Annotated in this window: 24 protein-coding genes and 1 tRNA gene; 15 read left to right on the forward strand and 10 right to left on the reverse strand. The window is 72.3% G+C overall.

Annotation, left to right across the window (positions count from 1 at the left end):
* Positions 1 to 61: 61 nt before the first annotated feature.
* Positions 62 to 511 (reverse strand): type II 3-dehydroquinate dehydratase, encoded by a 450-nt coding sequence (gene aroQ / locus BM314_RS08185; protein ID WP_091977797.1) that lies wholly within the window; start codon positions 509 to 511, stop codon positions 62 to 64.
* 175 nt (positions 512 to 686) lie between these two features.
* Between aroQ and BM314_RS08190 the strand changes: the two genes are divergently transcribed.
* The 3 genes from BM314_RS08190 to BM314_RS08200 all read left to right on the forward strand — a co-directional run bounded on the left by BM314_RS08190 (position 687) and on the right by BM314_RS08200 (position 2,272).
* On the forward strand, positions 687 to 1,529 hold the full coding sequence (locus BM314_RS08190) for a 3-oxoadipate:acetyl-CoA acetyltransferase (protein WP_091977798.1): 843 nt from the start codon (positions 687 to 689) through the stop codon (positions 1,527 to 1,529).
* Positions 1,530 to 1,578: 49 nt separating this feature from the next.
* Positions 1,579 to 2,100 (forward strand): hypothetical protein, encoded by a 522-nt coding sequence (locus BM314_RS08195; protein WP_091977799.1) that lies wholly within the window; start codon positions 1,579 to 1,581, stop codon positions 2,098 to 2,100.
* 98 nt (positions 2,101 to 2,198) lie between these two features.
* Positions 2,199 to 2,272, forward strand: a tRNA-Gly gene (locus BM314_RS08200).
* Positions 2,273 to 2,317: 45 nt separating this feature from the next.
* On the opposite strand, the gene BM314_RS08205 is transcribed toward BM314_RS08200, so the two are convergent.
* The 3 genes from BM314_RS08205 to BM314_RS08215 form a co-directional block, all read right to left on the reverse strand.
* Positions 2,318 to 3,070 carry a helix-turn-helix domain-containing protein gene (locus BM314_RS08205; RefSeq protein WP_091679297.1) on the reverse strand — a complete coding sequence of 251 codons (753 nt, stop codon included), beginning with the start codon at positions 3,068 to 3,070 and terminating at the stop codon, positions 2,318 to 2,320.
* A gap of 92 nt (positions 3,071 to 3,162) precedes the next feature.
* On the reverse strand, positions 3,163 to 3,753 hold the full coding sequence (locus BM314_RS08210; RefSeq protein WP_091977800.1) for a class GN sortase: 591 nt from the start codon (positions 3,751 to 3,753) through the stop codon (positions 3,163 to 3,165).
* A complete protein-coding gene (locus BM314_RS08215; RefSeq protein WP_091977821.1) occupies positions 3,750 to 5,939 on the reverse strand; it encodes a marine proteobacterial sortase target protein in 2,190 nt (729 codons plus the stop codon). The genes BM314_RS08210 and BM314_RS08215 overlap by 4 nt, the downstream gene beginning before the upstream one ends.
* A 250-nt stretch (positions 5,940 to 6,189) precedes the next feature.
* On the opposite strand from BM314_RS08215, the gene BM314_RS08220 reads away from it, so the two are divergent.
* The 7 genes from BM314_RS08220 to BM314_RS08250 all read left to right on the forward strand — a co-directional run bounded on the left by BM314_RS08220 (position 6,190) and on the right by BM314_RS08250 (position 13,772).
* Positions 6,190 to 6,921 (forward strand): NUDIX hydrolase, encoded by a 732-nt coding sequence (locus BM314_RS08220; protein ID WP_091977801.1) that lies wholly within the window; start codon positions 6,190 to 6,192, stop codon positions 6,919 to 6,921.
* Between the two features lie 73 nt (positions 6,922 to 6,994).
* The gene (locus tag BM314_RS08225) at positions 6,995 to 7,981 is read left to right on the forward strand and encodes an SPFH domain-containing protein (protein WP_091977802.1); all 987 of its coding nucleotides are present in this window, start codon (positions 6,995 to 6,997) and stop codon (positions 7,979 to 7,981) included.
* Positions 7,982 to 7,992: 11 nt separating this feature from the next.
* Positions 7,993 to 8,886: an NAD(+)/NADH kinase gene (locus BM314_RS08230; RefSeq protein WP_091977803.1), complete on the forward strand. Its 894-nt coding sequence runs from the start codon at positions 7,993 to 7,995 to the stop codon at positions 8,884 to 8,886.
* Positions 8,887 to 9,421: 535 nt separating this feature from the next.
* Positions 9,422 to 10,474, forward strand: a complete 1,053-nt coding sequence (locus BM314_RS08235; protein ID WP_091977804.1) for an ABC transporter substrate-binding protein — start codon at positions 9,422 to 9,424, stop codon at positions 10,472 to 10,474.
* 4 nt (positions 10,475 to 10,478) lie between these two features.
* Complete coding sequence (locus BM314_RS08240; protein ID WP_091977805.1) at positions 10,479 to 11,408, forward strand: ABC transporter permease; 930 nt, start codon at positions 10,479 to 10,481, stop codon at positions 11,406 to 11,408.
* Entirely contained in the window at positions 11,398 to 12,204 is an 807-nt protein-coding gene (locus tag BM314_RS08245; RefSeq protein ID WP_091977806.1) for an ABC transporter ATP-binding protein, read from the forward strand. The genes BM314_RS08240 and BM314_RS08245 overlap by 11 nt, the downstream gene beginning before the upstream one ends.
* A 26-nt stretch (positions 12,205 to 12,230) precedes the next feature.
* The gene (locus BM314_RS08250; RefSeq protein WP_091977807.1) at positions 12,231 to 13,772 is read left to right on the forward strand and encodes an amidohydrolase family protein; all 1,542 of its coding nucleotides are present in this window, start codon (positions 12,231 to 12,233) and stop codon (positions 13,770 to 13,772) included.
* A 22-nt stretch (positions 13,773 to 13,794) separates the two neighbouring features.
* Here the strand turns inward: BM314_RS08250 and gudD are convergent, their stop codons facing one another.
* From gudD to kdgD, 3 genes are all read right to left on the reverse strand, one after another.
* Positions 13,795 to 15,144 (reverse strand): glucarate dehydratase, encoded by a 1,350-nt coding sequence (gene gudD, locus BM314_RS08255; RefSeq protein WP_091977808.1) that lies wholly within the window; start codon positions 15,142 to 15,144, stop codon positions 13,795 to 13,797.
* A 94-nt stretch (positions 15,145 to 15,238) separates the two neighbouring features.
* Entirely contained in the window at positions 15,239 to 16,594 is a 1,356-nt protein-coding gene (locus BM314_RS08260; RefSeq protein ID WP_091977809.1) for an MFS transporter, read from the reverse strand.
* Positions 16,595 to 16,692: 98 nt separating this feature from the next.
* On the reverse strand, positions 16,693 to 17,607 hold the full coding sequence (kdgD, locus tag BM314_RS08265) for a 5-dehydro-4-deoxyglucarate dehydratase (protein ID WP_091977810.1): 915 nt from the start codon (positions 17,605 to 17,607) through the stop codon (positions 16,693 to 16,695).
* Positions 17,608 to 17,714: 107 nt separating this feature from the next.
* Here kdgD and BM314_RS08270 point away from each other — a divergent pair, with 107 nt between their 5' ends.
* Both BM314_RS08270 and BM314_RS08275 read left to right on the forward strand, forming a co-directional pair.
* Positions 17,715 to 18,617 (forward strand): LysR family transcriptional regulator, encoded by a 903-nt coding sequence (locus tag BM314_RS08270; RefSeq protein ID WP_091977811.1) that lies wholly within the window; start codon positions 17,715 to 17,717, stop codon positions 18,615 to 18,617.
* Between the two features lie 110 nt (positions 18,618 to 18,727).
* Positions 18,728 to 19,015 (forward strand): MTH1187 family thiamine-binding protein, encoded by a 288-nt coding sequence (locus BM314_RS08275; protein WP_012322049.1) that lies wholly within the window; start codon positions 18,728 to 18,730, stop codon positions 19,013 to 19,015.
* 153 nt (positions 19,016 to 19,168) lie between these two features.
* Here BM314_RS08275 and BM314_RS08280 read toward each other — a convergent pair whose 3' ends face one another.
* Positions 19,169 to 19,342, reverse strand: a complete 174-nt coding sequence (locus BM314_RS08280; RefSeq protein WP_020090747.1) for a metallothionein — start codon at positions 19,340 to 19,342, stop codon at positions 19,169 to 19,171.
* Between the two features lie 156 nt (positions 19,343 to 19,498).
* Between BM314_RS08280 and BM314_RS08285 the strand changes: the two genes are divergently transcribed.
* A complete protein-coding gene (locus BM314_RS08285; RefSeq protein ID WP_091977812.1) occupies positions 19,499 to 21,817 on the forward strand; it encodes an FdhF/YdeP family oxidoreductase in 2,319 nt (772 codons plus the stop codon).
* A 45-nt stretch (positions 21,818 to 21,862) separates the two neighbouring features.
* Complete coding sequence (locus tag BM314_RS08290) at positions 21,863 to 23,233, forward strand: pentapeptide repeat-containing protein (protein ID WP_091977813.1); 1,371 nt, start codon at positions 21,863 to 21,865, stop codon at positions 23,231 to 23,233.
* 21 nt (positions 23,234 to 23,254) lie between these two features.
* Here BM314_RS08290 and BM314_RS08295 read toward each other — a convergent pair whose 3' ends face one another.
* Together BM314_RS08295 and selA are read right to left on the reverse strand one after the other, a co-directional pair.
* On the reverse strand, positions 23,255 to 23,725 hold the full coding sequence (locus BM314_RS08295) for a MarR family winged helix-turn-helix transcriptional regulator (protein ID WP_020090750.1): 471 nt from the start codon (positions 23,723 to 23,725) through the stop codon (positions 23,255 to 23,257).
* 123 nt (positions 23,726 to 23,848) lie between these two features.
* Positions 23,849 to 25,303 carry an L-seryl-tRNA(Sec) selenium transferase gene (gene selA / locus BM314_RS08300; protein WP_091977814.1) on the reverse strand — a complete coding sequence of 485 codons (1,455 nt, stop codon included), beginning with the start codon at positions 25,301 to 25,303 and terminating at the stop codon, positions 23,849 to 23,851.
* Positions 25,304 to 25,493: 190 nt separating this feature from the next.
* On the opposite strand from selA, the gene BM314_RS08305 reads away from it, so the two are divergent.
* The coding region (locus BM314_RS08305) for a mannose-1-phosphate guanylyltransferase (RefSeq protein WP_244539886.1) at positions 25,494 to 26,422 on the forward strand (929 nt) is incomplete at its 3' end.

Genomic DNA, 26,422 nt, shown 5'->3' on the forward strand with positions numbered 1-26,422 from the left:
GACCGCCCTCCTCCGCCCTGTCTCCGTCAGCGTCAACCCTGATCGCGGCGCTATCCGCGCCTCAAGCAGGTCTGCCGGCCCGCAGATGCGCGAGGTGCCGGATCGCCAGCGCGTAGCCGTGTGTGCCGAATCCCGCCAGCACGGCCGTGGCCGCGAGCGAGATGTAGGAATGGTGGCGGAAGGCCTCGCGGCGGTGGACATTCGAGATGTGGCACTCGATCACCGGCACCTCGCAGGTGTTCAGCGCGTCGAGGATGGCGACCGAGGTGTGGGTGTAGGCGCCCGCATTGATGACGATGCCGGCCGAGCCGACGCGGTACTCGTGGATCGCGTCGATCAGCACATGTTCGGCGTTGCTCTGGCGGAAATCGACCGCGAGGCCGAGGCCGGCGGCCGTCTCGCGGCACAGGGCCTCGACGTCGGCCAGCGTCTCGCGGCCGTAGATCTCCGGCTGGCGCTTGCCGAGCAGGTTCAGATTCGGCCCGTTCAGGACCAGGACGGTGTCGTTCATCGTGTGCCTCGCGGGTCGAGAGGTGCGGCAAGCGCCCGCAAGACTCAAGTCCGGGCTGTCATCCGGCCGGAGATGTCCCGCACACGGAGCTGCCGCCCGCGCCGGGCGGTTCAGATCCGGATCCCGCGGCGCTATCCCGGTCGCGGAAGCCCGATGCGGCAGGGAGGACAGGCGAATGGCAGGATCCCGGAGCGACGCGCCCGTAGTGATCGCGGTGGCGATCACCGGCTCGGTGCCGCGCAAGACCGACAACCCGGCCGTTCCGGTCACCGTGTCCGAGCAGGTCGAGTCGACGCAGCAGGCCTTCGAGGCCGGCGCCACGCTCTGCCACATCCACGTGCGCAACGACGACGAGTCGCCCTCCTCCGATCCGGACAGGTTCGCCGCCGTGCAGGAGGGGCTGCGCCGGCACTGCCCGGGGATGATCGTGCAGTTCTCGACGGGCGGGCGCGGGCGCGACCCGGCCGCCCGCGGCCTCTCGCTCAAGCACCGGCCCGACATGGCCTCCCTGTCCACCGGCTCGGTGAACTTCCCGACGATCGTCTACGAGAATTCCGCGAGCCTCGTGACCGACCTCGCCGGCCAGATGAAGCAGTACGGCGTCCGTCCCGAGATCGAGATCTTCGACCTCTCGCACCTGCACGGCGCCAAGCGGCTGGTGGAGGCGGGCCTGATCGACGCGCGCCCGCACGTGCAGTTCGTCATGGGCGTCCAGAACGCGATGCCGGCCGAGGAGCACCTCCTCGACATCCTGCTCGCCGAGACCCGGCGGATCCTGCCGGAGGCGACCTGGACGGCGGCCGGGATCGGACGCAACCAGGCGATCGTGATGGACTGGGCGCTCGCCCGCGGGGCGGACGCGGTCCGCACCGGCCTGGAGGACAACATCCGGGTGACGAAGGACCGCTTGGCGGCGAGCAACGCCGAACTCGTCGGCCTCGCCGCCGAGGCGGTGGCGCGCCACGGCCGCCGCGTCGCCACGCCCGCGGAGGCCCGCGCCGCCCTGGGCCTGGGTTGAGCGCGCGCGGATGTTACCGCGGTCGCGCAGTGGAGACGGCGCCGGATCCATGCGCCTCACGACACGCACGCCGTCCCGACCGCGATCCCTGATCGTCGGCTGCGCCGCCGCGGCCTGCGCGTTCCTAGTCGTGTCCTCGGAGGCTCCCGGTCAGGCCGGACCGGGATCGGCGGAGGCGCTCGTGAACGGGATCCAGACCATTCGGCGCGGCGACACCGTCACGAAGGTCGACCGGACCGGCAAGGGTGCGGTGCTGTGCATGCGCGGCATCCTGCAGGCGATGCGCGCCGTCGGACAGGCGTGCCACGCCGGCGCCGACCCGGACTTCCAGCAGGAATTGCGCGCCGCGCTCGCGCGCATCGATCGGTTCATCGCCGACAACGCCCCGGACAGGGCCGGCCCGCCGCGCGACGGGACGACGGAACCGGAGCAGCGGCCCGGCGCGGTCTGCGGCCGCGACGCAGAGGCCATGTACGAGGCCCTGCGGACCGGCGGCGCCGCGGGCCTGCGCGCCCAGGTCGACGACCTGCTCTCGATCCCGCGCGAGCCGGTCATGAATCCGTGTCTGTGAGCCGGCCGTCGCTGCCGGGAATGCGGGACGGCGCCCGCGCGGCAGCGATCCTGCCCCACCTTCTCACGGCCATCCCGGCGTGCTAACGATCCGCCCGCGCGGGTGTAGCTCAATGGTAGAGCAGCAGCCTTCCAAGCTGAATACCCGGGTTCGATTCCCGGTACCCGCTCCAAGCCCGCCGCGCGCCGCGCCTTCGCGGCTCATCCGTCAGATCCCGTCAGGCGACGCCCGTGAAGAAGGTGGCGTAGCCGTCGTCGTTCACCCGGGCGAGATAGGCCCGGTACGGCGCGTAGCCCGGCTCCTCCGGCCCGATCCGCCCGTACCCGTGCGCGCCCGCCTGCTCGGGCAGCAGCGCCAGGGGCGCCGCGGCCGGGGTCAGCTGCGTGCCGCGCCCGGCGTGGAGCGTCGTCAGGACCCCGTACATCTCGCCCTGGATGTTGGGGCGGCACAGCACCGCGAGGCGGTGCTGCCCGTGCCAGTTGGTCACGAGGTAGATCATGCCCGACTGGCTCGGCACGGCGACGCTGCCGGACTGCGCGAAGGGGGCGTCGAGCCGCTCGGCCTCGCGGAACACGAGGCGGGCCGCGTCCGCGTCCCAGGCGATCTCGGTGCGGTAGGCGAAGATCGCGCCCGCCGACCCGAACGAGGGCCGCAGGGTGAGGTAGCGCCCCTCGATCCAGGCGACGCTCTCCCGCGAGTAGGAGCCGAGCTCGTCGGGCGCGTGACGGGCCGCCTCCGGGGCCGGGCGCGCCGTCTCCTGGCGCAGGGACTGGCCCAAGGCTTCCTCCAGGCGGATCGTCGTCGCCAGGGTGAAGGGCCTGCGGCCGGCGAGCGCCTTCTCCAGGGTCGAGATGCTGATCCGGGCCTCCTCGGCCAGCGTCTGCCGCGAGATGCGCCGGCGGGCCAGCGCCTCGCGCACGGTCTGGGCAATGGCGCGGCTCTGCGCCTCGGACAGTTCGATCTCGCTCACAGGCACGGCTCGCACGGGCTTGACCCGCACAGATCCGCACGAAACCGCACATTCACGCAAGCGCGGCCAAGCTGGCCGTCCACGCCGAGCCGTCAGGAACGCTCCGGCTCCGGGGCCAGCTCGGTCTCGACGATCAGCCGGAGCGGGCCAGCCTGCAGCGCCTCCAGGGGCCAGCAGGTGACGAGGTCGAGATGCCGCCCCGGGGCCTGCGGGTCGATGCCCGAGGCGTCCCAGCGGGCCACCCGCGTGCCGGTGACGCGGAAGCGCAGAATCCGGCCGTCGCGGCCGGTCACCGTGACGGGATCGCCGGGCCCGAGCTGTCCCAGCACCGCGAACTGCGTGTCGCGGTGGGCGGCGATGACCGCGGTGCCGGGCGCGCCGACCTCCGGGGTGCCGTCCAGGTGGCCGGGGCCGAAGGCCAGGGCCTGGCCGCTCCCGCCCCGCAGCACCACGAAGCTGCGGCCCGCGACGGTGAGCCGGGCGACCGGCTCGGTGTCGGCCCAGGGCCAGGGCCGGGCGGGCCGACCCTCGGCCAGGGTGCGGGCGAAGGCGCGCTCCAGCAGCAGCTGGGCCAGGGCGGCCTTGGCGGGGATCCAGGCGGCCTGCGCCGCGAGCCCGAGCCCCGCGAGGGTGAGGAGGGCCGCGAGGGCCCTCCCCAGTCCGGTCACCGTGCGCCGGCTCATCGCGCGTCCCCGGTCCGCCGGCCGCCGATCGTCAGGCCGGTGCCGAGCAGGAGACCCAGCAGGGCGAGGAGCAGGCCCAGGCCGAGCTGCGCCACGATGCCGGCCCCGGTCCGCGGCAGGTCGACCGCCGCGCCCTCGGCCCGGATCGGCACGATCCGCGCTGCCCCGTCGTCGGCGGGCGTGGCGCCCGGCCGGTCCGTGCCGAACACCTTGGCGAAGTCCCAGCCCGCCGGCAGGTTCAGCGGCAGGTCGGCGGCGACGAGGGGCGTGCCGGGCGCGCGGCGCGGCGTGGCGTCGACGGCCACGAGGCTGGTCAGCCGCGTCGTCAGGCCGTGCTCCAGGGCCAGCGCCAGGATGGCGGCGTCGGCCGCGTCCGCACCGAGGCGCCCCGTGATGCGCGCCGTCTCGGTCTCGCCGATCCGGGACCGCGCCCAGACCTTGGAGATGCCGGCGCCCGCACCCGCCTCGGCGAGGGGGAGCGTCCGGGTCCAGGTCCGGCCGCCCACCCGGCCCGAGACGGTCACGGTCCCGCGGGCCGTGTCCTCGGCCGCCCCCGGCAGCCGCGCGGCGAAGACCAGCGGCTCGCCGCGATACAGGTCGGGCAGCGCGCCCGGCGTGACCTCGACGCCCGAGACCGAGAAGGTCGCGGTCAGGTCGGTGACGGCGGGGGATTCCAGCTTCTCGTAGAGCGCGCGGGTCCGCTCGCCGACCTGCGCGAGGTCGCGGATCTCGGTGAAGCTGCCGCGTCCGATCTCGGCGGCGTGGCGCATCAGGTGGCCGTTGGGCGCCGAGCCGATGCCGACCATGAACAGGCGCGTGCGCCCGAGATTGGCGTGGATCGCCGCGAAGATCCGCTCCTCGTCGCCGACGGCGCCGTCGGTGAGGAACACGACCTGCCGGACGTGCCCGTCCTCGGGGTGCGGGTCGGCGAGGGCCGCCTTGAGCGGCGCCAGCATCTCGGTGCCGCCGCGGGCTTCCAGAGCGGCGACGAAGGCCTGGGCCTGCGCCAGGGCCTCCGGCGTCGCCGGGACGGGCGCGGGATGAAGCGCGTCCCAGGTGTCGTCGAAGCGGATGACGTTGAAGCGGTCCGACGGGGTCAGGCGGGCGAGACCGGCGAGCAGCCCGGCCTTGGCCTGCCGCATCGAGGCGCCCGACATCGAGCCGGAATTGTCGATGACGAAGGTGACGTCGCGCGCCGGCCGGGCGGCCGTGTCGGTCTCGATCGCCGGCGGGCTCACGGCGGCCAGCAGGTAGGTCCGGCCCGCCACGGTCTCGCGGAACAGGCCTAGGCCGGGCACCCGGCTCGGGACCGGCGCCCAGGTCAGCTCGAGGTCGCGGTCGGCAGGGACGACGCCGTCGGTGAGCGTGACGGTCCGCGCCTCCGGGCCGGTCTCGGTCACGCGGATCGGGTGGGTCGCGCTGCGGACGTCACCGACGGGGAAGCCCGCCTTCAGCCGCACGGTGACGGCGACCGGGTTGGTCGGCGACGACAGGGCCGGGTCGAGCACCGGCGGGCTGATCCGAGCACGATCCGGAACCGGGTCGCGGGCCTCTCCGGCCACGCCGTCGAGGGAGACCGCGTCCACCGGGGCGGGGGCGGGATTGTAGCGGGGCGCGACCACCAGGGGCAGGCGCAGCGTCCGCGTCTCGCCCGAGACGGGGATCGTCTGCTGATAGGTGATCTGGACCACCACCGTCTCGCCGGGGCCAATATTGGCGACCGCGTTGGTGAAGACGTTGGGCCGCTCCTGCGCGGTCAGCGCCGCCGACTGCCCGGCCGCCTTCGCGGCCTCGTAGGCGCGCTTGGCCGCCTCCCGCTCGCGGATGTCGGCGACGATCACGCGGGAGCCGACGACGAGCTTCATCCCGTCGACGGCCGCGTCCTCCGGCAGGGGGTACACGTAGGTGCCCTCGACCCAGTCCGCCGTGACGTTGCGGAAGGCCTGGGTGACGGTGGCCCGGGCGGTCGGACCGCTGACGTCGACGCTGATGTCGGTCGCCAACTGGACGGCCTCGACCGGCGCGGTGCCGGCCGGCCCGCGCAGGGTGAGGCCGCCCCGGTCTCGGCCCGGCGCCGCGTGGGCCGAGGCCAGCATGATGAGCAGCGCCAGCAGCGCGAGGAAGAGCGGTGACAGCGCGGCGTTGCGGGGGGGCTCGACCGCGGATCGTGGAGCGAAGAACGGCATCGCGGAAACCTCCTGCGCCGGCGGATCGATGCCGGCTCGCCGCTGAAGCTCCCGCGCCAGCCCCTCCGTCGCCACGAGAAGCTTCGCCCTTTTCCAGGCTCGGACCGCACCGGCCGGCCGTGCCCGGGCGGATCTGTGCGGAGCCGGTGCAGAGCTGTGCGTTCCGCGGCGCTTCCCGGCGAATCCGCTCTCGGCTTGACATATGCGCAATCTGCGTCTTAGTTATGCTCAACTTGAGCAGAAAAGACCGATGACCGAGTCCGAGTTCCTGGCAGGCTACGATCCTGCGGCCTACGAGCGGCCCGCCCTGGCGGTCGATCTCGTCCTGCTGGGGATCCGGGCGGGCCGGCTCGCCGCCCTCCTGCTGCGGCGGAGCCAGCAGCCGCAGGCGGGCCTCTGGGCCCTGCCGGGCGGGTTCGTGGGCATCGCCGAGACCCTCGACGCCGCCGCGGAGCGCGTCCTGCGCGACAAGGCCGGGATCGGGCGGGCGCGGCTCGAGCAGCTCTACACCTTCGGTGCCGTGGACCGGGATCCGCGGATGCGGATCGTCTCGGTGGCCTACCTCGCGCTGCTGCCGGAGGCGGCCTTCGCCGAGGCCCTGGCGGGCCGCGCCGGGCTCGCGGCGGCGGCGCTGGTCGTGCCCTGGGCGGGCGAGTCCGGCGGCCCGGTCTCGGCCGAGGCGGAGGACGGCGCGCCCCTCGCCCTCGCCTTCGACCACGCCGACATCCTCGCGCTCGCCGTGAAGCGGCTGCGCGGCAAGCTCGACTACACGGATGTCGGCTTCGCGCTGCTCCCGGAGCACTTCACCCTCCGGCAGCTTCAGGACGTGCACGCGGCGATCCGCGGCGCGCCCCTCAACAAATCCGCCTTCCGGCGCCGCATGCGCGACCGGGGCTGGATCGCGCCGACGGGCGCCCGCGAGGCCGGGACGGCGTTCCGCCCCGCCGAACTCTTCCGCTTCGACAGGTCAGGCCAGTTCTAAGCCTTTGTTTTAGCGCGCTCTCTTGAGCCGAACCGGTATCCACTTCGGCGGAGAGCGCTTTGAGGAGCCCATCATGGCCACGGTCCGCAACATCGGTGTCATCGCCCAGCTTCGGAGCGAGGCGAGCAGCCACATCATCCGCTTCCGCAACGGCCGTGTCCGGCAGAGCGGGCGGGGTCTGGTCTTCTGGTTCCGGCCCGAGACCGCCAGCATCAGCGAGGTGCCGGTCGACGACCGCGAGATGACCCTGTTCGTCCGCGGCCGCAGTCGGGACTTCCAGACCGTCGTGGTCCAGGGGACGATCGGCTGGCACGTCGTCGATCCGGAGCTGCTGGCGAGCCGGGTCGACTTCTCGATCGACCTCCGAACCGGGCGCCTGCAGGGCGAGCCGATCGAGCGGATCGAGGCGCGCCTCGGCGGCATCGCCAGCCAGGCGGCGCTCCAGTATCTCGGGGCGAGCCCGATAGGCGCCCTCCTCGACGCGGGTCCGGAGCCGCTGCGCGCCGTGCTGGAACGGGTGCTGTCCGACGCCCCGGCGCTGGCCGAGATCGGCGTCGCGGCGGTGTCGGTGCGGCTCACCAACCTCGCGCCGACCAGCGAGCTGGAGCGCGCCCTCCAGACCCCGACCTTCGAGGCCCTGCAGCAGAAGGCCGACGAGGCGACCTTCGCGCGGCGCGCCCTGGCGGTCGAGAAGGAGCGCGCCATCGCGGAGAACGAGCTCGCCACGAAGACCGAGCTGGCCCGGCGCGAGACCGTGCTGATCGCGCAGGAGGCCGAGAACGCCCGCGACCGCGCCGCCGGCGTCGCGGAGGCGCGGGGCCTGGAGGCGGCCGCGGAGGCCGAGCGGATCCGCCTCGTCGAGGGCGCCCGGGCCGACGCGGAGCAGCGCCGCGCCGCCGTCTACCGGGACATGCCGCCCGCCGTCCTGCTCGGGCTGGCGGCCCGGGAACTCGCCGGCAAGCTGGAGACGATCGAGCACGTCAACGTCACGCCGGAACTGCTGGCGGCCGTCCTCGGCGAGTTCCGGGGCGCGCTGTCCCCGCGGCTCGCACCGCGCTGAGGAGGTCCGCCGTGCCGGCCATCACACCCCGCGTGGTCTTCGTCATCCGCGACACGGACTACGAGTTGCTCATCGCCCGGCACGCGACCCGCGGCCAGGTCCGGTTCTTCCTGGAGAGCCGGGGCCAGACGCTCGCCGAGGTCGAGGCACGCCACGCGCAGTTCCAGGCCGTGCTCGCCGAGGCCCGGTCCGCCGTGCCGCTGGACTGGCGGCAGGCCCTGGTGAAGCGCCCCGACCTCGACCGCTTCCTGTTCGCCCCCGAGGACGTGGTCGTGGCGGTGGGACAGGACGGGCTCGTGGCCAACGTCGCCAAGTACCTCGACGGGCAGCCGGTGGTCGGCGTCAACCCGGCGCCCGACCTCTACGACGGCGTGCTGGCCCGGGCGCGGGTCGAGGCCCTGCGCGCACTCCTGCCCGCCAGCGCGGCCGGCGCCGCGCCTCTCCAGCGGCGCACCATGGTGCAGGCGACCTTCGACGGCGGCGAGCGGCTGCTCGCCCTGAACGAGATCTTCGTCGGCCACCGCAGCCACCAATCGGCGCGCTACCGCATCGACGACGGGGCGCGGGCGGAGGACCACTCGTCGAGCGGTCTGATCGTGGCCTCGGGCACCGGCCTGACCGGCTGGGCGCGCTCGATCAGCGAGGCGACGCACCTCACCGTGGAGGTCGGCATCGAGGAGGCGGCCTTCGGCTACTGGGTGCGCGAGCCGTTCCCGAGCGTCGCCACCGGCACCGACCTGCGCGGCGGCAAGTTCGCCGGCTCGCCCCTCACCGTGGTGTCGCGGATGAACGAGGGCGGCGTGGTGTTCTCGGACGGGATTGAGCAGGATTTCGTCGCCTTCGACTGGGGGCGGCGGGTGAGCCTCGCGCCGGCCGACCGCACCTTCAACCTCGTGGCCGCGTAGCGCGGCGCCGACCGGGCGCCCGACGACCGCCTGTGCGCGAGGCTCGGGATGCTGCCCGAGGGCCCGCTCCGCGCGTTCTTCGCCCGCGCGGGACCGGCATTGGTCGAAGAGCCCGGCTGAACACGCCGGCGGCAGACAGCCGCTTTCGCGGGCGTCGAACCGGTCGGTGCGACACCTCCGTCATCACGAGCGCAGCGAAGTGACCCAGGGCAGCGCCATGTCCGGAGGCCTGGCGCGGCTGGATTGCTTCGCTCCGCTCGCAATGACGGCGGTGCCGTTCCTCGACAGCGCCGACGGGCGAGGTGCGCCGCCAACACCGCAGATTCCCGCGTCTGGCACGCTTCTTGGTTCGTATTCACCAGCGCAGCGTCGCCCCGGCGGCGGCTAGAGGTTGGCGTGCCGTCGATGTGGTGAGGTGCCGGGCGACCGGATCTCCGCGACTGCCTTGAGCCTGTCCCGAGCTCCGATCCCTCCGTTTCAGCACCGGCACGCGCCGTCCGGCGGATGCGCGATCCGCCCTCTGAGGAGAGTCGATATGTGCGACCGTCACGGCGATTATCGCGTCCCGGATCTCACGCGGTTCAAGCCCAGTCGCAGGCGCTTCCTCGGCGGGACCGCCGCCGCGCTGACCCTGGCGGTGGGCCCGGGCCTGACCGGCCCGGCCGTGGCGGCCACCGGCATCCGCGCGACCCACGGCACCGGGTTCTGCAACCTCAACTTCTTCCTGGCCGAGGCGATGCAGCTCGCCAAGGATGACGGGCTGACGATCGACTTCGTCAACACGCCGACCTTCTCGGATCAGGTCACCTTCCTCGGCATGGGCCAGGTCGATGCCGGCGTGATGCCCTACACGAGCTTCATGGCCCTCTACGACGCGGGTGCCCCGGTGAAGATCGTGGCCGGCGGCGGCATCGAGGGCTGCGTGCTCGTGGCCCAGCCCGGCCTCGACAGCCCGGAGAAGCTCAAGGGCAAGACGCTCGGGACCTTCCAGCTCGATACGCTCGAGGTCCTGCCCTACGACTGGCTGAAGAAGAACGGCGTCGCCTTCAAGGACATCACCGTCCGCTACATGGGCTCGACCCCGGAGGCCGTGGAGGCGTTCCGCGCCGGGGCGCTGGACATCATCTCGACCATCGAGCCCTACGGCACGGCGCTGCTCACCGACGTGAAGGGCGCGGTGAAGCTCTCCGACGGGACCGACATCTACGGCAAGGGCTACACCGACTGCGTGCTGGCGGTCCGCAACGAGTTGATCGCCAAGAACCCGGCCGCCGTGAAGGCCCTGATCAAGGGCATGATGAAGGCCCAGGCGCTGGCGGAGGGCGACCCCCAGGCCGCCCTGAACAAGCTCGTCGGCTCCTACTACAAGACCTCGATGAGCAACGCCCAGCTCGCCATGGGCCGGCAGCCCTCGGTGGTCGACGCCCGCAACCAGACGCAGTTCATCCTCGACCGGACCGATTCCGTCGCCGAGATGGGCTACATCAAGAAGAAGCCCGGCCGCGACGCGATCGACTGGACCCTGCTGGAACAGGTCATCGCCGAGAACCCGGACCTCTACGGCAAGCTCAAGCTGAAGTCGGCCTGAGCGGATGGCCACCTTCCTCGCCCGCGCCGCCGCCGTCCCGCAGGACCGGCCGCGCCTCCCGCTCGGTCAGCGCCTCGCGCTGCCCGAAGGGTTCGTCCCCCTGCTCCGCCGGATCGGCTGGATGCTGGTCTCGGTCGGCTGCTTCGCCGGCCTCTGGGAGCTGCTCTGGGCGCTCGGCATCGCCGACGCCAAGCTCCTGCCGCCGCCGCACATCTTCCTCGGCAACCTCGCCGAGCAGGCGCGCTTCTTCAACACCGCGCAACGCTGGCAGATCGGCACCGGGATGAATACCGGCCCGAGCCCCGCCATGGCGGTGCTGATCACCGTGCTCGCCTCGACCGGCCGGGTGCTGGCGGGCCTCGCCCTGGCCGCCTCCCTGTCGATCCTGGTCGGGGTGGCGATCCGCTACTTCAAGCTGTTCGAGCGGCTGACCCTGCCGACCATCACGCTCCTGGCGCCGGTCTCGCCGATCGCGTGGCTGCCGGTGGCGATCTTCATGTTCGGGATCGGCAACGCCCCGGCGATCTTCATGGTGTTCATCGCCCTGTTCTTCACGATGGTGCTCTCGACCATCCAGCAGATCGACGGAGTCAACCGCAACTACATCAACGTCGCCCGGACCATGGGGGCGTCCAAGCGCCAGATCTACGCGCGGGTGATCGTGCCGGCGATCCTGCCGGGGCTGCTCGCGGTGCTGCGCCTCAACCTGTTCGGCGCCTGGATGGTGGTGCTCGTCGCCGAGGCGACCGGTGTCGGCTACGGGCTCGGGCAGGTGATCATGCTGGCGCGCAACACCTTCAACCCGTCGCTGGTGTTCTTCACCATCACGCTGATCGGCCTGCTCGGCTTCGCCTTCGACCTGCTGTTCCGGCTGGTCCAGCGGCGGCTGCTGTACTGGCTGCCGCGCGACGCGGGGTCCTCCCTTGGCCTCTGATCCCGCATCCGAGGACGCCGTCTCGTGCCGCGGCGTCGCCAAGGTCTGGGCGGCCGGCACCGCCCGCGCCCACGAGGCCCTGCGCGACATCGACCTGACCGTGCGGCCCGGCGAGTTCGTGGTGTTCCTCGGCCCCTCGGGCTGCGGGAAGAGCACGCTGCTCTACCTGATCGCCGGGCTCGAACCCGCCTCCGGGGGCGAGCTCCTGGCCTTCGGCGAGGCCGTCACCGGCCCGTCGCCGGAGCGCAGCCTGATCTTCCAGGAGACCTCGCTGCTGCCCTGGCTCAGCGTCTGGCAGAACGTCAGCTTCGGCCTGTCGCTGAAGGGCGTGCCGGAGGCCGAGCGGCGGAGCGTCGCCCGGGCCGCGCTCCAGCGCGTCGGCCTCGCCGAGGCCTTCGACAAGCGGCCGGACGAGCTGTCCGGCGGCATGCGCCAGCGCGTGGCGGTGGCGCGGGCACTGGCCATGCGCCCGAAGGTGCTGCTGATGGACGAGCCCTTCGCGGCGCTCGACGTCCAGACCCGCCAGAAGATGCAGGACTTCCTGCTCGACGTCTGGCGCGACAGCGGCGCCTCGGTGCTGTTCGTGACCCACCACATCGACGAGGCGGTGGCGCTCGCCGACCGGGTGGTGGTGTTCACCGCCCGCCCCGGGCGGATCAAGACGATCGTCCGCAACGATCTCGCCCGCCCGCGCGACCCGTTCTCGCCCGAGGCGGAGGCCTTGCGGCGGCACCTCACCGAGCTCCTGCGCGACGAGGTCGACCGGGCCTTCGCCGAGCAGGAAGCGCTCGTCTGACCCCCTCCCCCAACACGGACACGACCATGGCCACATCGCTGATCCGCAGCCGGCGGATGATCACCCGTACCCTCGACCACGATCGCTGGGAGGAGATCGCCGACGGCGCGGTCCTCCAGAAGGACGGGATCATCGCGGCGGTCGGCACCTACGCGGACCTGCACGCCCGCTATCCCGACGCCCCGGTGATCGGCTCGGGCCGCGAGATCCTGCTGCCGGGCTTCGTCAACGGCCACCATCATGTCGGCCTGACGCCAGTGCAGCTCGGCTCCCCCGACATGCCCCTGGAGCTGTGGTTCGTCACCCGCATGGTGGCACGCAACCTGAACCTCTACCTCGACACCCTGTACTCGGCCTTCGAGATGGTCGGCTCCGGGATCACCACGGTCCAGCACATCCACGGCTGGATGCCCGGCAGCCTGGAGGAGGTCGAGGCGCGCTCCAACGAGGTGCTGCGCGCCTATCGCGACATCGGCATGCGGGTCTCGTACTGCTTCGCGGTCCGCGATCAGAACCGCCTCGTCTACCAGGCCGACATGGACTTCGTGGCGAGCCTGCCAGCGCCGCTGCAGGACCCGATGAAGCGCTGGTTCGAGCGCTTCCAGATGTCCCTGGAGGACAATTTCTCGCTCTTCCGCAGCCTGCATGCCGGTCAGGAGGGCGCGTCGCGGGCGAAGATCCAGCTCGCACCCGCCAACCTGCACTGGTGCTCGGACGCGGCCCTCGAGGGCCTCGCCGGCCTATCCGATTCCTACGACGTGCCGATGCACATGCACCTCGTCGAGACCGCCTACCAGAAGGCCTACGCGGAGAAGCGCGGCGGCGGGACCGCGGTCGAGTACCTCGACCGGTTCGGCATGCTGGGGCCCCGCCTGACGCTCGGCCACGGGGTCTGGCTCAACGAGTCCGACATCGACCGGGTGGCGGCGACCGGCACCTGCATCTGCCACAACTGTTCCTCAAACTTCCGGCTGCGCTCCGGCGTGGCGGCGCTCAACCGCTTCGAGGCGAAGGGGATCAACACGGCGATCGGCCTCGACGAGGCCGGCATCAACGACGACCGCGACATGCTGCAGGAGATGCGCCTCGTGCTGCGCGCCCACCGGGTGCCCGGCATGGACGAGGCCGACGTGCCGAGCATGGCGCAGGTGCTGCGCATGGCCACCGTCGGCGGCGCCCGCACCACGCCCTACGGCGACAGCCTCGGCACGATCGAGGTCGGCAAGGGCGCCGACATGGTCCTGATCGACTGGGACCAGATCGCCTACCCGTATCTCGACCCGGAGACGCCGCTCCTCGACGCGGTGATCCAGCGGGCCAAGACCGGCGGCGTCACCGCGGTTCTGTGCGAGGGTGAGGTGCTCTACGCGGACGGCCGCTTCACCCGGGTCGACCGCGACGCCGCCCTGAAGGCGCTCCACGACGACCTGTCGCGGGCGCTCTCGGACGACGAGGTCGAGCGGCGCCAGCTGTCGAAGGCGCTGCTTCCCCACGCGCGGCGCTTCTACGCCGACTACATCGACCCGTCGCGGCACGAGCCGTTCTACCGCCCGAGCTCGCGCGTCTGACGGCGCGGGCCCGGGCCGGGCCTCAGCGGACCAGGCAGGGCTTCTTGTTGTCGAAGGTCCAGCCGGGGATCAGGAACTGCATGGCGGCCGCGTCGTCGCGGGCGCCGAGGCCGTGGTCGCGGTAGAGGGCGTGGGCCTCCTCCACCGCCGACATGTCGAGCTCGATGCCGAGGCCCGGCCGCTCCGGCACCCGCACGAGGCCGCCGCGGATCGCCAGCGGCTCCCTGGTCAGGCGCTCGCCGTCCTGCCAGATCCAGTGGGTGTCGATCGCCGTGACGTTGCCGGGCGCCGCCGCGGCCACGTGGGTGAACATCGCGAGCGACACGTCGAAATGGTTGTTCGAGTGCGAGCCCCAGGTCAGGCCGTGGTCGCGGCACAGCTGGGCCACCCGGACCGAGCCGGCGAGCGTCCAGAAATGCGGGTCGGCCAGCGGGATATCGACGGCGCCGAGCTGGATCGCGTGGTTCATCTGGCGCCAGTCGGTGGCGATCATGTTGGTGGCGGTGGGCAGGCCGGTGGCGCGGCGGAACTCGGCCATGATCTCGCGGCCCGAGAAGCCGCCCTCGGCGCCGCAGGGGTCCTCAGCGTAGGCGAGGACGTGGCCCTGGCCCTTGCAGAGGCGGATCGCCTCCGCGAGGGACCACGCGCCGTTCGGGTCGAGCGTCACGCGGGCCTTGGGGAAGCGCTCGTGGATCGCGGTGACGGCGGCGATCTCCTCCTCGCCGCGCAGGACGCCGCCCTTCAGCTTGAAGTCGTTGAAGCCGTACTGGTCGTAGGCGGCCTCGGCGAGCCGGGCCACGGCCTCGGGGGTCAGCGCCTCCTCGTCGCGCAGGCGGAACCAGCCGTCGCGGGCGATCGGGGCGCGGTAGCCGAGATCGGTGCGGGTGCGGTCGCCGACGTAGAACAGGTAGCCCAGCATCTCGACGGCGTCGCGCTGCTGGCCCTCGCCCAGGAGCGCGGCCACCGGGACGTCGAGGTACTGGCCGAGCAGGTCGAGGAAGGCGGATTCGACGGCCGTGACCGCGTGGATGGTGATGCGCAGGTCGAAGGTCTGCAGGCCGCGCCCGCCGACGTCGCGGTCGGCGAAGCGCGTGCGCATGGCGTTGAGCACCGCGTTCCAGGCGCCGAGCGGCTGCCCGACGACGAGGTCCCGGGCATCCTCCAGGGTCTTGCGGATGCCCTCGCCGCCGGGGACCTCGCCGAGGCCAGTGGCGCCGGTGGAGTCGGTCAGGATCACGAGGTTGCGGGTGAAGTACGGGCCGTGCGCGCCCGAGAGGTTGAGCAGCATGCTGTCGTGGCCGGCCACCGGCACCACCGTCATGGCGGTCACGGTCGGCGTGTGGCGGGCGGCGTGGCGGCTCTCGTTCAGCATGGCGTCCTCCTCGGGGGCCCCCGGCCGGTCTGCGCCGGGCGCGAGGCGGGATCGATGCGGGGCCGGACCGGCCGGGGCCGGTCCGGCGTGCGGGTCAGTGGGCCTTGAGTTCGACGCGGCGGATCTCGCCGACCACCACGAGGTAGCAGAAGCAGGCGACGAGGGCGTTCAGCCCGACGAAGACCAGGGCGCCGTTGAACGAGCCCGTGCTCTGGACGATGTAGCCGATCGCGATCGGCGTGGTGATGCCGGCGGTGTTGCCGAAGGTGTTGAACAGGCCGCCCGAGAGGCCGCCGCTCTCCCGCGGGGAGGTATCGGCGACGACCGCCCAGCCGAGCGCGCCGATGCCCTTGCCGAAGAAGGCGAGCGCCATCAGGCCGACCACCAGGACGTCCGCCTGGACGTAGTTGCAGCCGATGATGCTCATCGACAGCAGCATGCCGCCGACGATCGGGATCTTGCGGGCCGCCGTCAGCGAGAAGCCGCGGCGCAGGAGCAGGTCGGAGATCACGCCCCCGAGGATGCCGCCGATGAAGCCGCAGAGCGCCGGCAGCACCGCCGCGAAACCGGCCTGCAGGATCGACAGGCCGCGCTCCTTGACGAGGTAGACCGGGAACCACGTCAGGAAGAAGTAGGTCAGCACGGTGATGCAGTACTGGCCGATATAGATGCCGAGCAGCATCCGGTTGGCGAGCAGCTGGCGCAGCGTCCGGCCGGCATCGCCCTGCTTGCTCCGGCTCTGGCCGTCCATGTCGAGCAGGGCGCCGCCGGCCTCGATGTAGTCCCGCTCCGCCTGGTTCATCGACGGGTGGTTCTTCGGGCTGTCGACCACGCGCAGCCAGAGGACCGCGAAGGCGATGCCGAGCAGGCCCATGCTGGTGAAGACGTGGTGCCAGCCGAAGTTGTGGACGATCCACGCCATCAGCGGCGTGAACAGCACCGTGGCGAAGTACTGCGCCGAGTTGAAGAACGCCGAGGCCATGCCGCGCTCGCGGGTCGGGAACCACGCGGCGACGATCCGGGCGTTGGCGGGGAAGACCGGCGCCTCGGTGAGGCCGACGGCGAGCCGCAGGGCGAAGAGCAGCACCACGGCGGTCAGGCCGGTGAAGAAGCCGACGGCGCCCTGGACCAGCGTGAAGGCCGACCAGAGGGCGACGGCGGCGGCGTAGACCCACTTGACGCTGTAGCGGTCGAGGAGCCAGCCGCCCGGGATCTGGGCGAGGACGTAGGACCACGCGAAGGCCGAGAAGACGTAGCCCATCTGAACCGGCGAGAGGCCGAGTTCCTTGGCCATGTCGGGGCCGGCGATCGAGATGGTCGCGCGGTCGGCGTAGTTGATGGTGGTCGCGGCGAACAGCATCGCGACGATCAGCAGGCGGACGCGGGTGCGGCGACCCGCGTCGGCGGCGGCGAGCAGGGTGCTCGGCGCGCCGGTCGAACTGGCACTCATGGACGTTCTCCCAGGCTCGTCGCCGCCCGGTTGATCCGGGAGGCGGGTCGTGGCCGCCGTTGGCTCGGCGGGTCTATCTTGGGTGTCGAGGCGGGGGCTCAGCGGCGGTCGCCGATCAGGGTCGTCAGCTCGGCGCGCTCGGCCGCGTCGAGCTCGGTCAGCGGCGGCCGGACCGGGCCGGCGTGGCGGCCGACGGCGCTCATGCCCGCCTTGACGATCGAGACCGCGTAGCCGCGCTTGCGGTTGCGGATCGCGATGTAGGGGAGGACGAAGTCGCGCAGCTCCCGGTAGACCGCGTCGCGGTCCCGGCGACGGACGCTGTCGTAGAAGGACAGCGCCCATTCGGGCAGGAAGTTGAAGATTGCCGAGGAGTAGGTGGTGACGCCCATCTCCAGGTACGGCAGCGCGAAGGTCTCGGCGGTGGGCAGGCCGCCCACATAGGTCAGGCGGTCGCCCAGAGCGGCGTAGACCCGGGTCATCAGCTCGACGTCGCCGACGCCGTCCTTGAAGCCGACGAGGTTCGGGCAGCGCTCGCACAGGCCGGCGAGCGTCTGCTCGTTGAGCTGGGCGTTGGCGCGGTTGTAGACGATGACGCCGAGCGAGGTCGCGCGGCAGACCGCCTCGATATGGGCGGCGAGACCGGCCTGCTCGGAGCCGACGAGGTAGGGCGGCAGCAGCAGGATCCCGTCCGCGCCGGCGGCCTCGGCGGCCCGGGCCATCTCGACCGCCAGGGCGGTACCCTGGCCGGCGGGGGCGATGACCGGGGTCCGGCCGCGGGTCTCCTCGACGGCGGCGCGCAGGACGCGGTCGATCTCGGCGGGCGTCAGCGAGAAGAACTCGCCGGTGCCGCCGGCGGCGAACAGGCCCGAAACCCTGTAGTCGGCCAGCCGCCCGAGATTGTCCCGGTAGGCGGTCTCGTCGAAGCTGAGATCGTCGCGGAAATGCGTGACCGGGAAGGACAGCAGGCCGGAGCCCAGCACGCGCGCCATCTCGGCCGGGGTCATGCTCGCCATCGATTCTCTCCCTGGAACGCACCGTTCGGTGTCGCGTCCGGGGTTAGGCGCCGGCGTTAAATGCGTCCAACGTTGATTTTGGCTGGATTATCCCAGATCCTGCATCAATGTTCGATCTCGGCCATGCCCGCAGCTTCGTCGCCGTCGCCGAGGAGATGCATTTCGGCCGGGCCGCGGCCCGGCTGCACCTGACCCAGTCGCCCCTGTCGCGGCAGATCCAGATGCTGGAGCAGACCCTCGGCGTGACGCTGCTGGAGCGGACCACGCGCGCGGTGCGCCTGACCCCGGCGGGCCGCACCTTCCTGGCCGAGGCCTACCGGGTGCTGGCGGCGGCCGAGAACGCCGCGCGCATCACGCGCCGCGCCGCGCGGGGCGAGAGCGGGGTGCTGCGCCTCAGCTTCACCGCCGCCTCGGCCTACCGGACGCTGCCGCAGGTCGTGGCCCATGTCCGCCGGACGCTGCCCGAGGTCGACCTCGTGCTGGAGGAGATGGTCTCGGACGAGCAGATCCTGGCGCTGGGCGAGAACCGCACCGATCTCGCGATCCTGCGGCCGGCCCCGGTCCTGCAGGATCCGAAATCCGCGATCGCCACCGCGCCGCTGGCGCGCGAGCGGCTCCTGCTCGCGGTCCCGCGCGGGCACCGCCTCGCGGCGGCGCGCGCCCCGACCCTGCGGGAGCTCGACGGCGAGGCCTTCGTGACGTGGTCACCCCGGGGCGGGCGCTACTTCATCGACCTGCTCGACCGGCTGTTCGAGGCCGGGGGCGTGCAGCCGCGGATCGTGCAGCGGGTGAACCAGGTCCACGCGATGCTGGCCCTCGTCGGCGCCGGCATCGGCGTCGCCCTTGTGCCAGGCAGCGCCCGGGGCAACAGCATGGCCGACATCCGGCTCCGGCCAATCGCCCTGCCAGCCACGACCGGGCCGGAGCTGTGGCTCGCGTGGCGCAGCGACAATGCCAATCCCTGCCTGCCCTCGGTGAGGGCGGCGGCGCTGGAGACCGGCGAGGCGTGACCGCCGGCGCCGGCCTGGAAAGTCGGTGCGGCCGGCGATAGGCTGCGCGCTCGCCCCGCTTCCGGTCGCGCAGCCGGCCGGGGCCGCCCCTCCCGGATCAGGCAGGCACCATGAGAGTTTCGGCCGACCTCTGCATCGTGCCGATGGGCGTCGGCCCGTCGGTCTCGCCCTACGTCCGCGAGATCAAGGGGATCATCGAGTCGAGCGGGCTCACCGCCACGATGCATCCCAACGGGACGAACATCGAGGGCGAGCTGTCGGAGATCTGCGCGCTGGCGGAGCGGTGCGAGGCGAGGCTCGCCGAGCTCGGCGTCCAGCGGACCTTCTTCACGCTGATCTTCTCGACGCGCCGCGACAAGGACCAGTCGATGGCCGACAAGCTCGCCGCGGTCTCCTGACCGCGACCGCCGCGGCGCGTCATCCCGGGGTCGTTCTCCGGGCCCGCGCCGAATGAGGTGCGGGTCCCTGCTCGTGCAGGAGAGGGGGCGCGTCGCGGCTGGCTCGACCGGTGACGCGTCCTCCGGACCGTCGCGACGCGAACGAGAAAAGCCCTAGCCGTGGCAGGCGCAGCCGGCGTGCTCGCAGCCAGCGTGATCCTTGTGGCCGTTCGCGCAGTCGTCGCAGCAATAGGCCTTGCCGTCCCGCGACACGGCCTTGGCGACCGGGATCACGCAGACGCAGTCCTGGCAGGCGCACTTCACCATCTCGACGTCGACGCTGGCCATGATTTCCTCCTCCGGCGGGACAGTCCGCATGTCGACGTTAGAGCCGCTGCGGCGGCGAGGAAACCCTTCTCCGGGCGCGGTGACGCGCCCGTGATCCCATTCGCCCGCTCGCGCGTTCCCCAGGTCCGGTGCTCGCTGCGCCGGGTGGAGGGCGCCATGGCCGATCAGAACACCGACGACGTCCGGATCGAGCCCTATGACGGGCCTGCGGGCGGCTGGGGCTCGGCCCGCTCCCTCGTCGAGATCCTGACCCGCGAGGGCGTACCGGTCACCGGGTCGGCGATGCTGCTCAAGCAGAACAAGCCGGACGGCTACATGTGCACCTCCTGCGCCTGGGCGAAGCCCGCCAAGCCGCTGGCGTTCGAGTATTGCGAGAACGGCGCCAAGGCGACGGCCTGGGAGCAGACGCGCCGCCGCGCGACGCCGGACTTCTTCGCCGCGCACACGGTGACGGAGCTTCTCGGCTGGAGCGACTACGCCCTGGAGGAGCAGGGCCGCCTGACCCACCCGATGCGCTACGACCCGGCGACGGACCGCTACCGGCCCGTCGCCTGGGCGGAGGCCCTGGCCGAGATCGGCCGGGAGCTGAAGGAGCTGCGCGCGCAGGACCCGCGGTCGGTGGTGTTCTACGCCTCCGGCCGGGCGTCGCTGGAGACGAGCTACATGTGGGCCCTGCTCGCCCGGCTCTACGGCAACAACAACCTGCCCGACTCCTCCAACATGTGCCACGAGCCGACCTCGGTGGCGCTGCCGCAGTCGATCGGCGCGCCGGTCGGCACGGTGCTGCTGGAGGATTTCGAGACCACCGACCTGATCTTCTTCTTCGGACAGAACGTCGGGTCGAACTCGCCGCGGATGCTGCACCCGCTCCAGGAGGCGCGGCGCCGGGGCGCGCAGATCATCACCTTCAACCCGCTGCGCGAGCGCGGGCTGGAGCGCTTCACCGACCCGCAATCGCCGGTCGAGATGCTCACCCGCTCGTCCACGAAGATCTCGACGCAGTATCATCAGGTGAAGGCCGGCGGCGACCTCGCGGCGCTCACCGGGCTGTGCAAGGCGCTGATCGCCCTCGACCGGGCCGCGGAGGCCGCCGGCCGGCCGCGGGTGCTCGACCACGCCTTCATCGCAGAGCACACCCACGGCTTCGAGACCTTCGTCGCCTTCTGTGACGGTCAGGACTGGGCCGCGCTGGAGCGGCGTTCCGGCCTCACCCGGACTGCCCTGGAGGCCGCCGCCGGGGTCTACGCCCGCGCGAAGGCGGTGATCGGCATCTACGGGATGGGCCTGACCCAGCACCGCAAGGGCACCGAGACCGTCCGGATGCTCGTGAACCTGCTGCTGCTGCGCGGCAATATCGGGAAGCCCGGAGCCGGGATCTGCCCGGTGCGGGGCCACTCGAACGTGCAGGGCCAGCGCACCGTCGGCATCACCGAGAAGCCGGAGCTGGCGCCGCTGGACAAGCTGCGGGAACTCTACGGCTTCGAGCCGCCGCGGGAGAAGGGCCTCAACACCGTCGAGACCTGCGAGGGCGTCCTCGACGGGCGTGTGAAGGCGTTCATCGGGCTCGGCGGCAACTTCCTGCGGGCCGTGCCCGACACCGCCCGGATGGAACCGGCCTGGCGGCGGCAGCGGCTCACCGTGCAGATCTCGACCAAGCTCAACCGCTCGCACCTGGTGACCGGCGCCGTCGCCTACATCCTGCCCTGCCTCGGCCGGATCGAGATCGACCGGCAGGCGAGCGGCCCGCAGGCCGTATCGATGGAGAGCTCCACCGCCCAGTTCCACGGCTCGCGGGGCGTGGCCGACCCGGTCGGACCGCACCTGCGCTCCGAGCCCTGGATCGTGGCGGAGATCGCCAAGGCGACCCTGCCGCCCAATCCCCGCATCGACTGGGATGCCTGGGTCGCCGACTACGCCCGTGTGCGCGACGCGATCGAGGCGACCTATCCGAGCGTGTTCCACGACCTGAACGGCCGCATGTTCCACCCGGGCGGCCTGCTGAAGCCGCTGGGCGCCCGCGACCGCAAGTGGGAGACCGAGACTGGCAAGGCGAATTTCGCGGTCCCCGAGGGCCTTGAGGCCGATCCAGACCTTCCTGACCGCGGGCCGGAGGTGCTCGACCTGATCACGCTGCGGTCGAACGACCAATTCAACACCACGGTCTACGGCTACGACGACCGCTTCCGCGGGGTGAAGGGCACCCGGGACGTGCTGTTCATGAACCGCCGGGACATCGCGCGGCTGGGGCTGAGGGACGGGATCAGCGTCGACGTGGCGACCGAGGCGGACGACCAAGTGACACGGCGCGTGGGCGGGCTGCGGGTGATCGCCTACGACATCCCGGAGGGCAACTGCGCCGGGTACTATCCTGAGCTGAACGTCCTGCTGCCGCTCTGGCACCACGACGAGCAGTCCAAGACTCCCGCCGCCAAGGCGATCACCGTGCGGGTGACGGCCGCGACCGCCGCACCCTGAGCGGAGCGTCTGGCGTCCGGTCGCGCGTTCCGGCAAGGAACGGCCATGGACCAGGCGACTCCCTCCGACGCGCGACCGGACGCTCCGCCGGACTCGCGGCTGCGCGCGCTCGTCGGCCGGATCGCCGCCGGAGCGCCCCTGCGCGAGCCGGGCGCGGACCTGTCGCAGCTGAGCGCCGGGCCGGGCGCCCTCGCGGATGTGCCGGATGCCGGCCTCGTCACCGACGGTGAATCCGGCGGCCTGGCGCTCGCCGGCGCGGACCTGTCCCGCGCCCGCATGGAGGAGGCCGATCTCTCCGGCGCAAACCTGCGCGGGGCGAGCCTGTCCGGCGCGGTGGGGCGCTCGACCCGTTTCACCGGGGCGATCCTGGAGGCGGCCGACCTGTCGGAGGCCGATCTCTCGGGGGCGGACTTCACCGGCATCGTCGCCGGGCAGGTGAAGTTCGCCGGGGCGATGCTGGAGGATGCCCGGTTCGGCCAGGCCGCGATGCGCTTCGCCGACCTGTCCGGCGCCCTGCTCGACGGGACCGACTTCGCCGGCGCCGATCTGTGGGGCGCGGATTTCTCCGGGGCGGACGCGGATGACACGGTCTTCCGCGGGGCGCGGCTCGACGAGGCCAAGCTCGCCGACGCCAACCTGACCCACGCGGATTTCGCCGAGGCCAGCCTGACCAAGGCGAGCCTCGCCGGCTCGCGGCTGCGGGGCGCGCACTTTACCGGCGCGAAGCTCGACGGCGCCGATCTCTCGGGGGCGGATCTCTCCGACACCGACCTCGTGCGGCTCAACCTCGCCACCTGCCGGCTGCGGCACGCGCGCTTCGCCGGCGCGTGGCTGAACGGCACGCGGATGAGCGTCGAGCAGCTCGGCGGCGCGGTCGGCGAGGAGGTGGCCGGCGCCTACGACGCCGCCCAGGCGAGCTACCTCGCCCTAGAGCAGAACTGGAAGAGCATCGGCAGCCACGACGCGGCGAGCTGGGCCTACAAGCGCGGCCGCCGGATGGGCCGGTTCCATGCCGGGCAGCAGGCCCGCGCCGCCTGGTCCGACCGGGACTGGTCCGGATTCCTGCGGCACGGCTATCGCTGGACCGCCGACCGCTTCGTCGAGTGGCTGTGCGATTACGGCGAGAGCCTGTCGCGCATCGCCCGCGCCTTCGCGCTGCTGATCGTGCTGTTCGGCGGCCTCTTCGGCCTGACGGGCGGCCTGTTCATCGTGGAGGGACCGGAGGCCGGGCCGACCTACAATCCCCTCGATCTCCTGAGCTACAGCGCGCTCAACATGATGACCGCGAACCCGCCCGAGATCGGCCTGAAGCCCACCGGCCGCGTCACCAACCTGCTGGTCGGCATCGAGGGCGGCGTCGGCATCATCCTGATGGGGCTGTACGGCTTCGTCCTCGGCAACCGCCTGCGGCGGTGACCCCGATCGTGTCCGGGCCGCTCAGTCGTTCACGCTGAGCCGCTCGATGACGAGGCTCAGATCCTTGCGCAGGGCGCGGATCTCCGGCTCGCTGAGTTCGAGCTGGCACATCACGCTCTCGCGGACCGAGACCGCGTCGGCGCGCAGGGCGGCGCCCTCCGGCGTCAGGGCGATCTCGACCTCGCGCTCGTCCGACTGGCGCCGGGTCCGGAGCAGGAAGCCCGCGCTCTCCAGGCGCTTGAGCACCGGTGTCAGCGTGCCGGAATCGAGGCGCAGGCGCCGGCCGATCTCCGAGACCGTGACGCCGTCCTGTTCCCAGAGCACCAGCAGGACCAGATATTGCGGATAGGTCAGTCCGAGCCGCTCGAGCAGCGGCCGGTACGACTTGGTCATCCGATGCGCGGCAGCATAGAGCGCGTAGCAGAGCTGATTATCGAGAAGCAGCGGATCCGTCTCCGGCTGCGCCTCAGCCGTATCGGCAATATACGCCATATCGTTTGCCCATCGCGGTCCACGCACCGCCATTCTCGACCGCGACCGCGGGTTCGTCACCATACCATAACACGGGATACCGGCGCGCAAGCTCCGGTCGTCCGGCCCGTTCTCTTAACAACCCTATGGGGTTCGTCTCGGTGTTCGTCCCCCGCCCGCGACGGGCGGGAGCGCTGCCAGGCTGTCGAGGAAGCCGGCCTCGTCCTCGAGCGTCCGGAGATCGAGGCGGACGGCGTCGTCGCTGATCCGGCCGATCACCGGCACGGGGAGCCGGCGCAACTCCTCGGCGAGCCGCCGGCACCGCCCGCCCGCCCCGCGGCTGTCCGCCGAGGCCGGCGTCAGGACCAGGGCGGCGCTGGGCAGCGTCTCCACCGGCAGTGCGCCGGATCCGATCTGGCTGATGCACTCGGCGACCGTGACCGCGGCGCGGCCGGCGAGCCGCTCCGCCACTGCGGGGGCGAGGCGCTCGGCCTGGGCGGCGATGCTGTCGCGGTCGCGGGTGAGGAGCCGCAGGGTCGGGAGGTCCGCGCGCAGCCGCTCCGGGTGCAGGTAGAGCCGCAGCACGGCCTCGAGGGCCGCGTAGGTCATCTTGTCGACGCGCAGGGCCCGCTTCAGCGGATTCTTTCGCACGCGGGCGATCAGGTCCTTCCGGCCGGCCACGATGCCGCACTGGACCGCGCCGAGCAGCTTGTCGCCGCTGAAGGTGACGACGTCGGCCCGCTCCAGGGCGGCGCGGATCGTGGGCTCGGGGGGCAGCCCGTAGGCCGCGAGGTCGACGAGGCTGCCGCTGCCGAGATCGTCCGCCAGCGGCACGCCGCGCTCCCGGCAGAGGGCGTGGAGGGCCACGGGATCGGCCGCCGCGGTGAAGCCCGCGATGGCGTAGTTGCTCGGGTGCACCTTCATCACGAGGCCGGTGCGGGGTCCGAGGGCCTCCGCGTAGTCGCGCAGGTGGGTGCGGTTGGTGGTGCCGACCTCGCGCAGGCGGCAGCCGGCCCGCACCATCACGTCCGGCACCCGGAACGAGCCGCCGATTTCCACGAGCTCGCCGCGAGAGACCACCACCTCCTTGCGCATGGCGAGCGCGTTCAGCACCAGCAGCACCGCGGCCGCGTTGTTGTTGACGACCACCGCGGCCTCGGCGCCGGTCAGGCGGCAGATCAGGCCCTCGACATGGTCGTCCCGCTCACCCCGGGCGCCGGTCTCGAGATCGAACTCGAGGTTGCTCGCCTGCACCATCACGGCGGCCACGGCCTCCGCGGCCGAGCGGGGCAGCAGGGCGCGGCCGAGATTGGTGTGCAGCACCGTCCCGGTCAGGTTGAAGACCGGCCGCAGCGACGGGCGCCGCTCGGCAGCGAGCCGCGCCGACGCCGCGGCCCGGATCGACTCCGCGTCCGGGACGGGGCCGCCCCCGGCCCGGATCTCGGCCAGCACCGCCCGGATCGCGTCCGTGAAGGCCGTCCGCCCGTAGGTCTCGAGCTCCGCCGGCGGCGCGCCGCCGACGAGGCGCTCCACCGCGGGAATCCGGCGCGGGGACGGCGCCGGGTCGTCGGCCTGCGGGGTGGGGACGGGCGCGTTCATGGCAGGCCAGAGATAACCATCCCGGTGCACGGAGCCAGCCCGTCGACGCGCGGATAATGCGCGCAGGTTGTTCCGGTCCCGGCCCGACGGTAAGGGCAGATCCTGAAATCGGCGCCCGAGAGTCCATCGCACCCGCGCGGGGCGGGCTCGGCCGCGCCGACCCCGCTGAGCCCTCTCGGGAGACGTCACCATGTCCCGACCTTCGATCCAGATCCACCCGATGATCCTCTGCGGGGGGACGGGGACGCGGCTGTGGCCGGCCTCGCGGGAGAGCATGCCCAAGCAGTTCGCCCGGCTGGTCGACGCCGAGCGCTCCACCTTCCAGGCGACGCTGGCGCGGGTGTCGGACGCCACCGTCTTCGCCACGCCCACCGTCATCGCCTCGGCCGAGGCCCGCTTCATCGTCGCCGAGCAGCGCGACCAGCTCGGTCTCTCCGCCGACATCCTGCTCGAGCCGCAGGGCCGCGACTCCGCCGCCGCCGTGGCGGTCGCGGCGCTGCACGCCGCCGCCAGCGACCCGCAAGCCGTGGTGCTGATCATGGCCGCCGACCACGTCGTGCCCGACACGGCGGCCTTCGTCGACGCCGTGCGGCGCGCGGCCGCCGGCGCCCAGGCCGGCTACACGATGACGCTCGGCATCGAGCCCGACCGGCCGGCCACCGATTACGGCTACATCCGCCGCGGCGAGCCGATCGCCGAGGCCCCGGGCGCGGCCCGCGTCGCCCGCTTCGTCGAGAAACCCGACCGGGCCGGCGCCGAAGCGCTGATCACCGACGGCGCCCTGTGGAACTCGGGCTACTTCCTGTTCCGCGCCGACCTGATGCTGGCCGAGCTGGAGGCGTTCGTCCCCGAGGTGCTGGCGGCCGCGCGCGCGGCCCTGGAGGCGGCGGTGACCGACCTCGACTTCGTGCGCCTCGACGCGGCGGCCTTCGCCCAGGCGCCCAAGATCTCGATCGACTACGCGGTGATGGAGCGGACCGCCCGGGCCGGCGTGCTGCCGGTGTCGTTCGCGTGGTCGGATGTCGGCACCTGGGACGCGGTCTGGCAGGTGCTGGACCACGACGAGGCCGGCAACGCCGTGCGCGGCCGGGTGTCGCTGATCGGGACCAAGAACAGCCT

Source organism: Methylobacterium sp. 13MFTsu3.1M2, assembly GCF_900112625.1.
Lineage (GTDB): Bacteria > Pseudomonadota > Alphaproteobacteria > Rhizobiales > Beijerinckiaceae > Methylobacterium.

What these genes read in the sequence shown, in the direction of transcription:
- BM314_RS08210 (WP_091977800.1), bottom strand. Translation starts at nt 3,753, where the DNA reads ATGAGCCGGCGCACGGTGACCGGACTGGGGAGGGCCCTCGCGGCCCTC.
- BM314_RS08225 (WP_091977802.1), top strand. Translation starts at nt 6,995, where the DNA reads ATGGCCACGGTCCGCAACATCGGTGTCATCGCCCAGCTTCGGAGCGAG.
- BM314_RS08240 (WP_091977805.1), top strand. Translation starts at nt 10,479, where the DNA reads ATGGCCACCTTCCTCGCCCGCGCCGCCGCCGTCCCGCAGGACCGGCCG.
- BM314_RS08295 (WP_020090750.1), bottom strand. Translation starts at nt 23,725, where the DNA reads ATGGCGTATATTGCCGATACGGCTGAGGCGCAGCCGGAGACGGATCCG.
- BM314_RS08190 (WP_091977798.1), top strand. Translation starts at nt 687, where the DNA reads ATGGCAGGATCCCGGAGCGACGCGCCCGTAGTGATCGCGGTGGCGATC.
- gudD (WP_091977808.1), bottom strand. Translation starts at nt 15,144, where the DNA reads ATGCTGAACGAGAGCCGCCACGCCGCCCGCCACACGCCGACCGTGACC.
- BM314_RS08290 (WP_091977813.1), top strand. Translation starts at nt 21,863, where the DNA reads ATGGACCAGGCGACTCCCTCCGACGCGCGACCGGACGCTCCGCCGGAC.
- BM314_RS08235 (WP_091977804.1), top strand. Translation starts at nt 9,422, where the DNA reads ATGTGCGACCGTCACGGCGATTATCGCGTCCCGGATCTCACGCGGTTC.
- selA (WP_091977814.1), bottom strand. Translation starts at nt 25,303, where the DNA reads ATGAACGCGCCCGTCCCCACCCCGCAGGCCGACGACCCGGCGCCGTCC.
- BM314_RS08280 (WP_020090747.1), bottom strand. Translation starts at nt 19,342, where the DNA reads ATGGCCAGCGTCGACGTCGAGATGGTGAAGTGCGCCTGCCAGGACTGC.
- aroQ (WP_091977797.1), bottom strand. Translation starts at nt 511, where the DNA reads ATGAACGACACCGTCCTGGTCCTGAACGGGCCGAATCTGAACCTGCTC.
- BM314_RS08285 (WP_091977812.1), top strand. Translation starts at nt 19,499, where the DNA reads ATGGCCGATCAGAACACCGACGACGTCCGGATCGAGCCCTATGACGGG.
- BM314_RS08250 (WP_091977807.1), top strand. Translation starts at nt 12,231, where the DNA reads ATGGCCACATCGCTGATCCGCAGCCGGCGGATGATCACCCGTACCCTC.
- BM314_RS08220 (WP_091977801.1), top strand. Translation starts at nt 6,190, where the DNA reads ATGACCGAGTCCGAGTTCCTGGCAGGCTACGATCCTGCGGCCTACGAG.
- BM314_RS08260 (WP_091977809.1), bottom strand. Translation starts at nt 16,594, where the DNA reads ATGAGTGCCAGTTCGACCGGCGCGCCGAGCACCCTGCTCGCCGCCGCC.
- BM314_RS08270 (WP_091977811.1), top strand. Translation starts at nt 17,715, where the DNA reads ATGTTCGATCTCGGCCATGCCCGCAGCTTCGTCGCCGTCGCCGAGGAG.
- BM314_RS08275 (WP_012322049.1), top strand. Translation starts at nt 18,728, where the DNA reads ATGAGAGTTTCGGCCGACCTCTGCATCGTGCCGATGGGCGTCGGCCCG.
- BM314_RS08215 (WP_091977821.1), bottom strand. Translation starts at nt 5,939, where the DNA reads ATGCCGTTCTTCGCTCCACGATCCGCGGTCGAGCCCCCCCGCAACGCC.
- kdgD (WP_091977810.1), bottom strand. Translation starts at nt 17,607, where the DNA reads ATGGCGAGCATGACCCCGGCCGAGATGGCGCGCGTGCTGGGCTCCGGC.
- BM314_RS08195 (WP_091977799.1), top strand. Translation starts at nt 1,579, where the DNA reads ATGCGCCTCACGACACGCACGCCGTCCCGACCGCGATCCCTGATCGTC.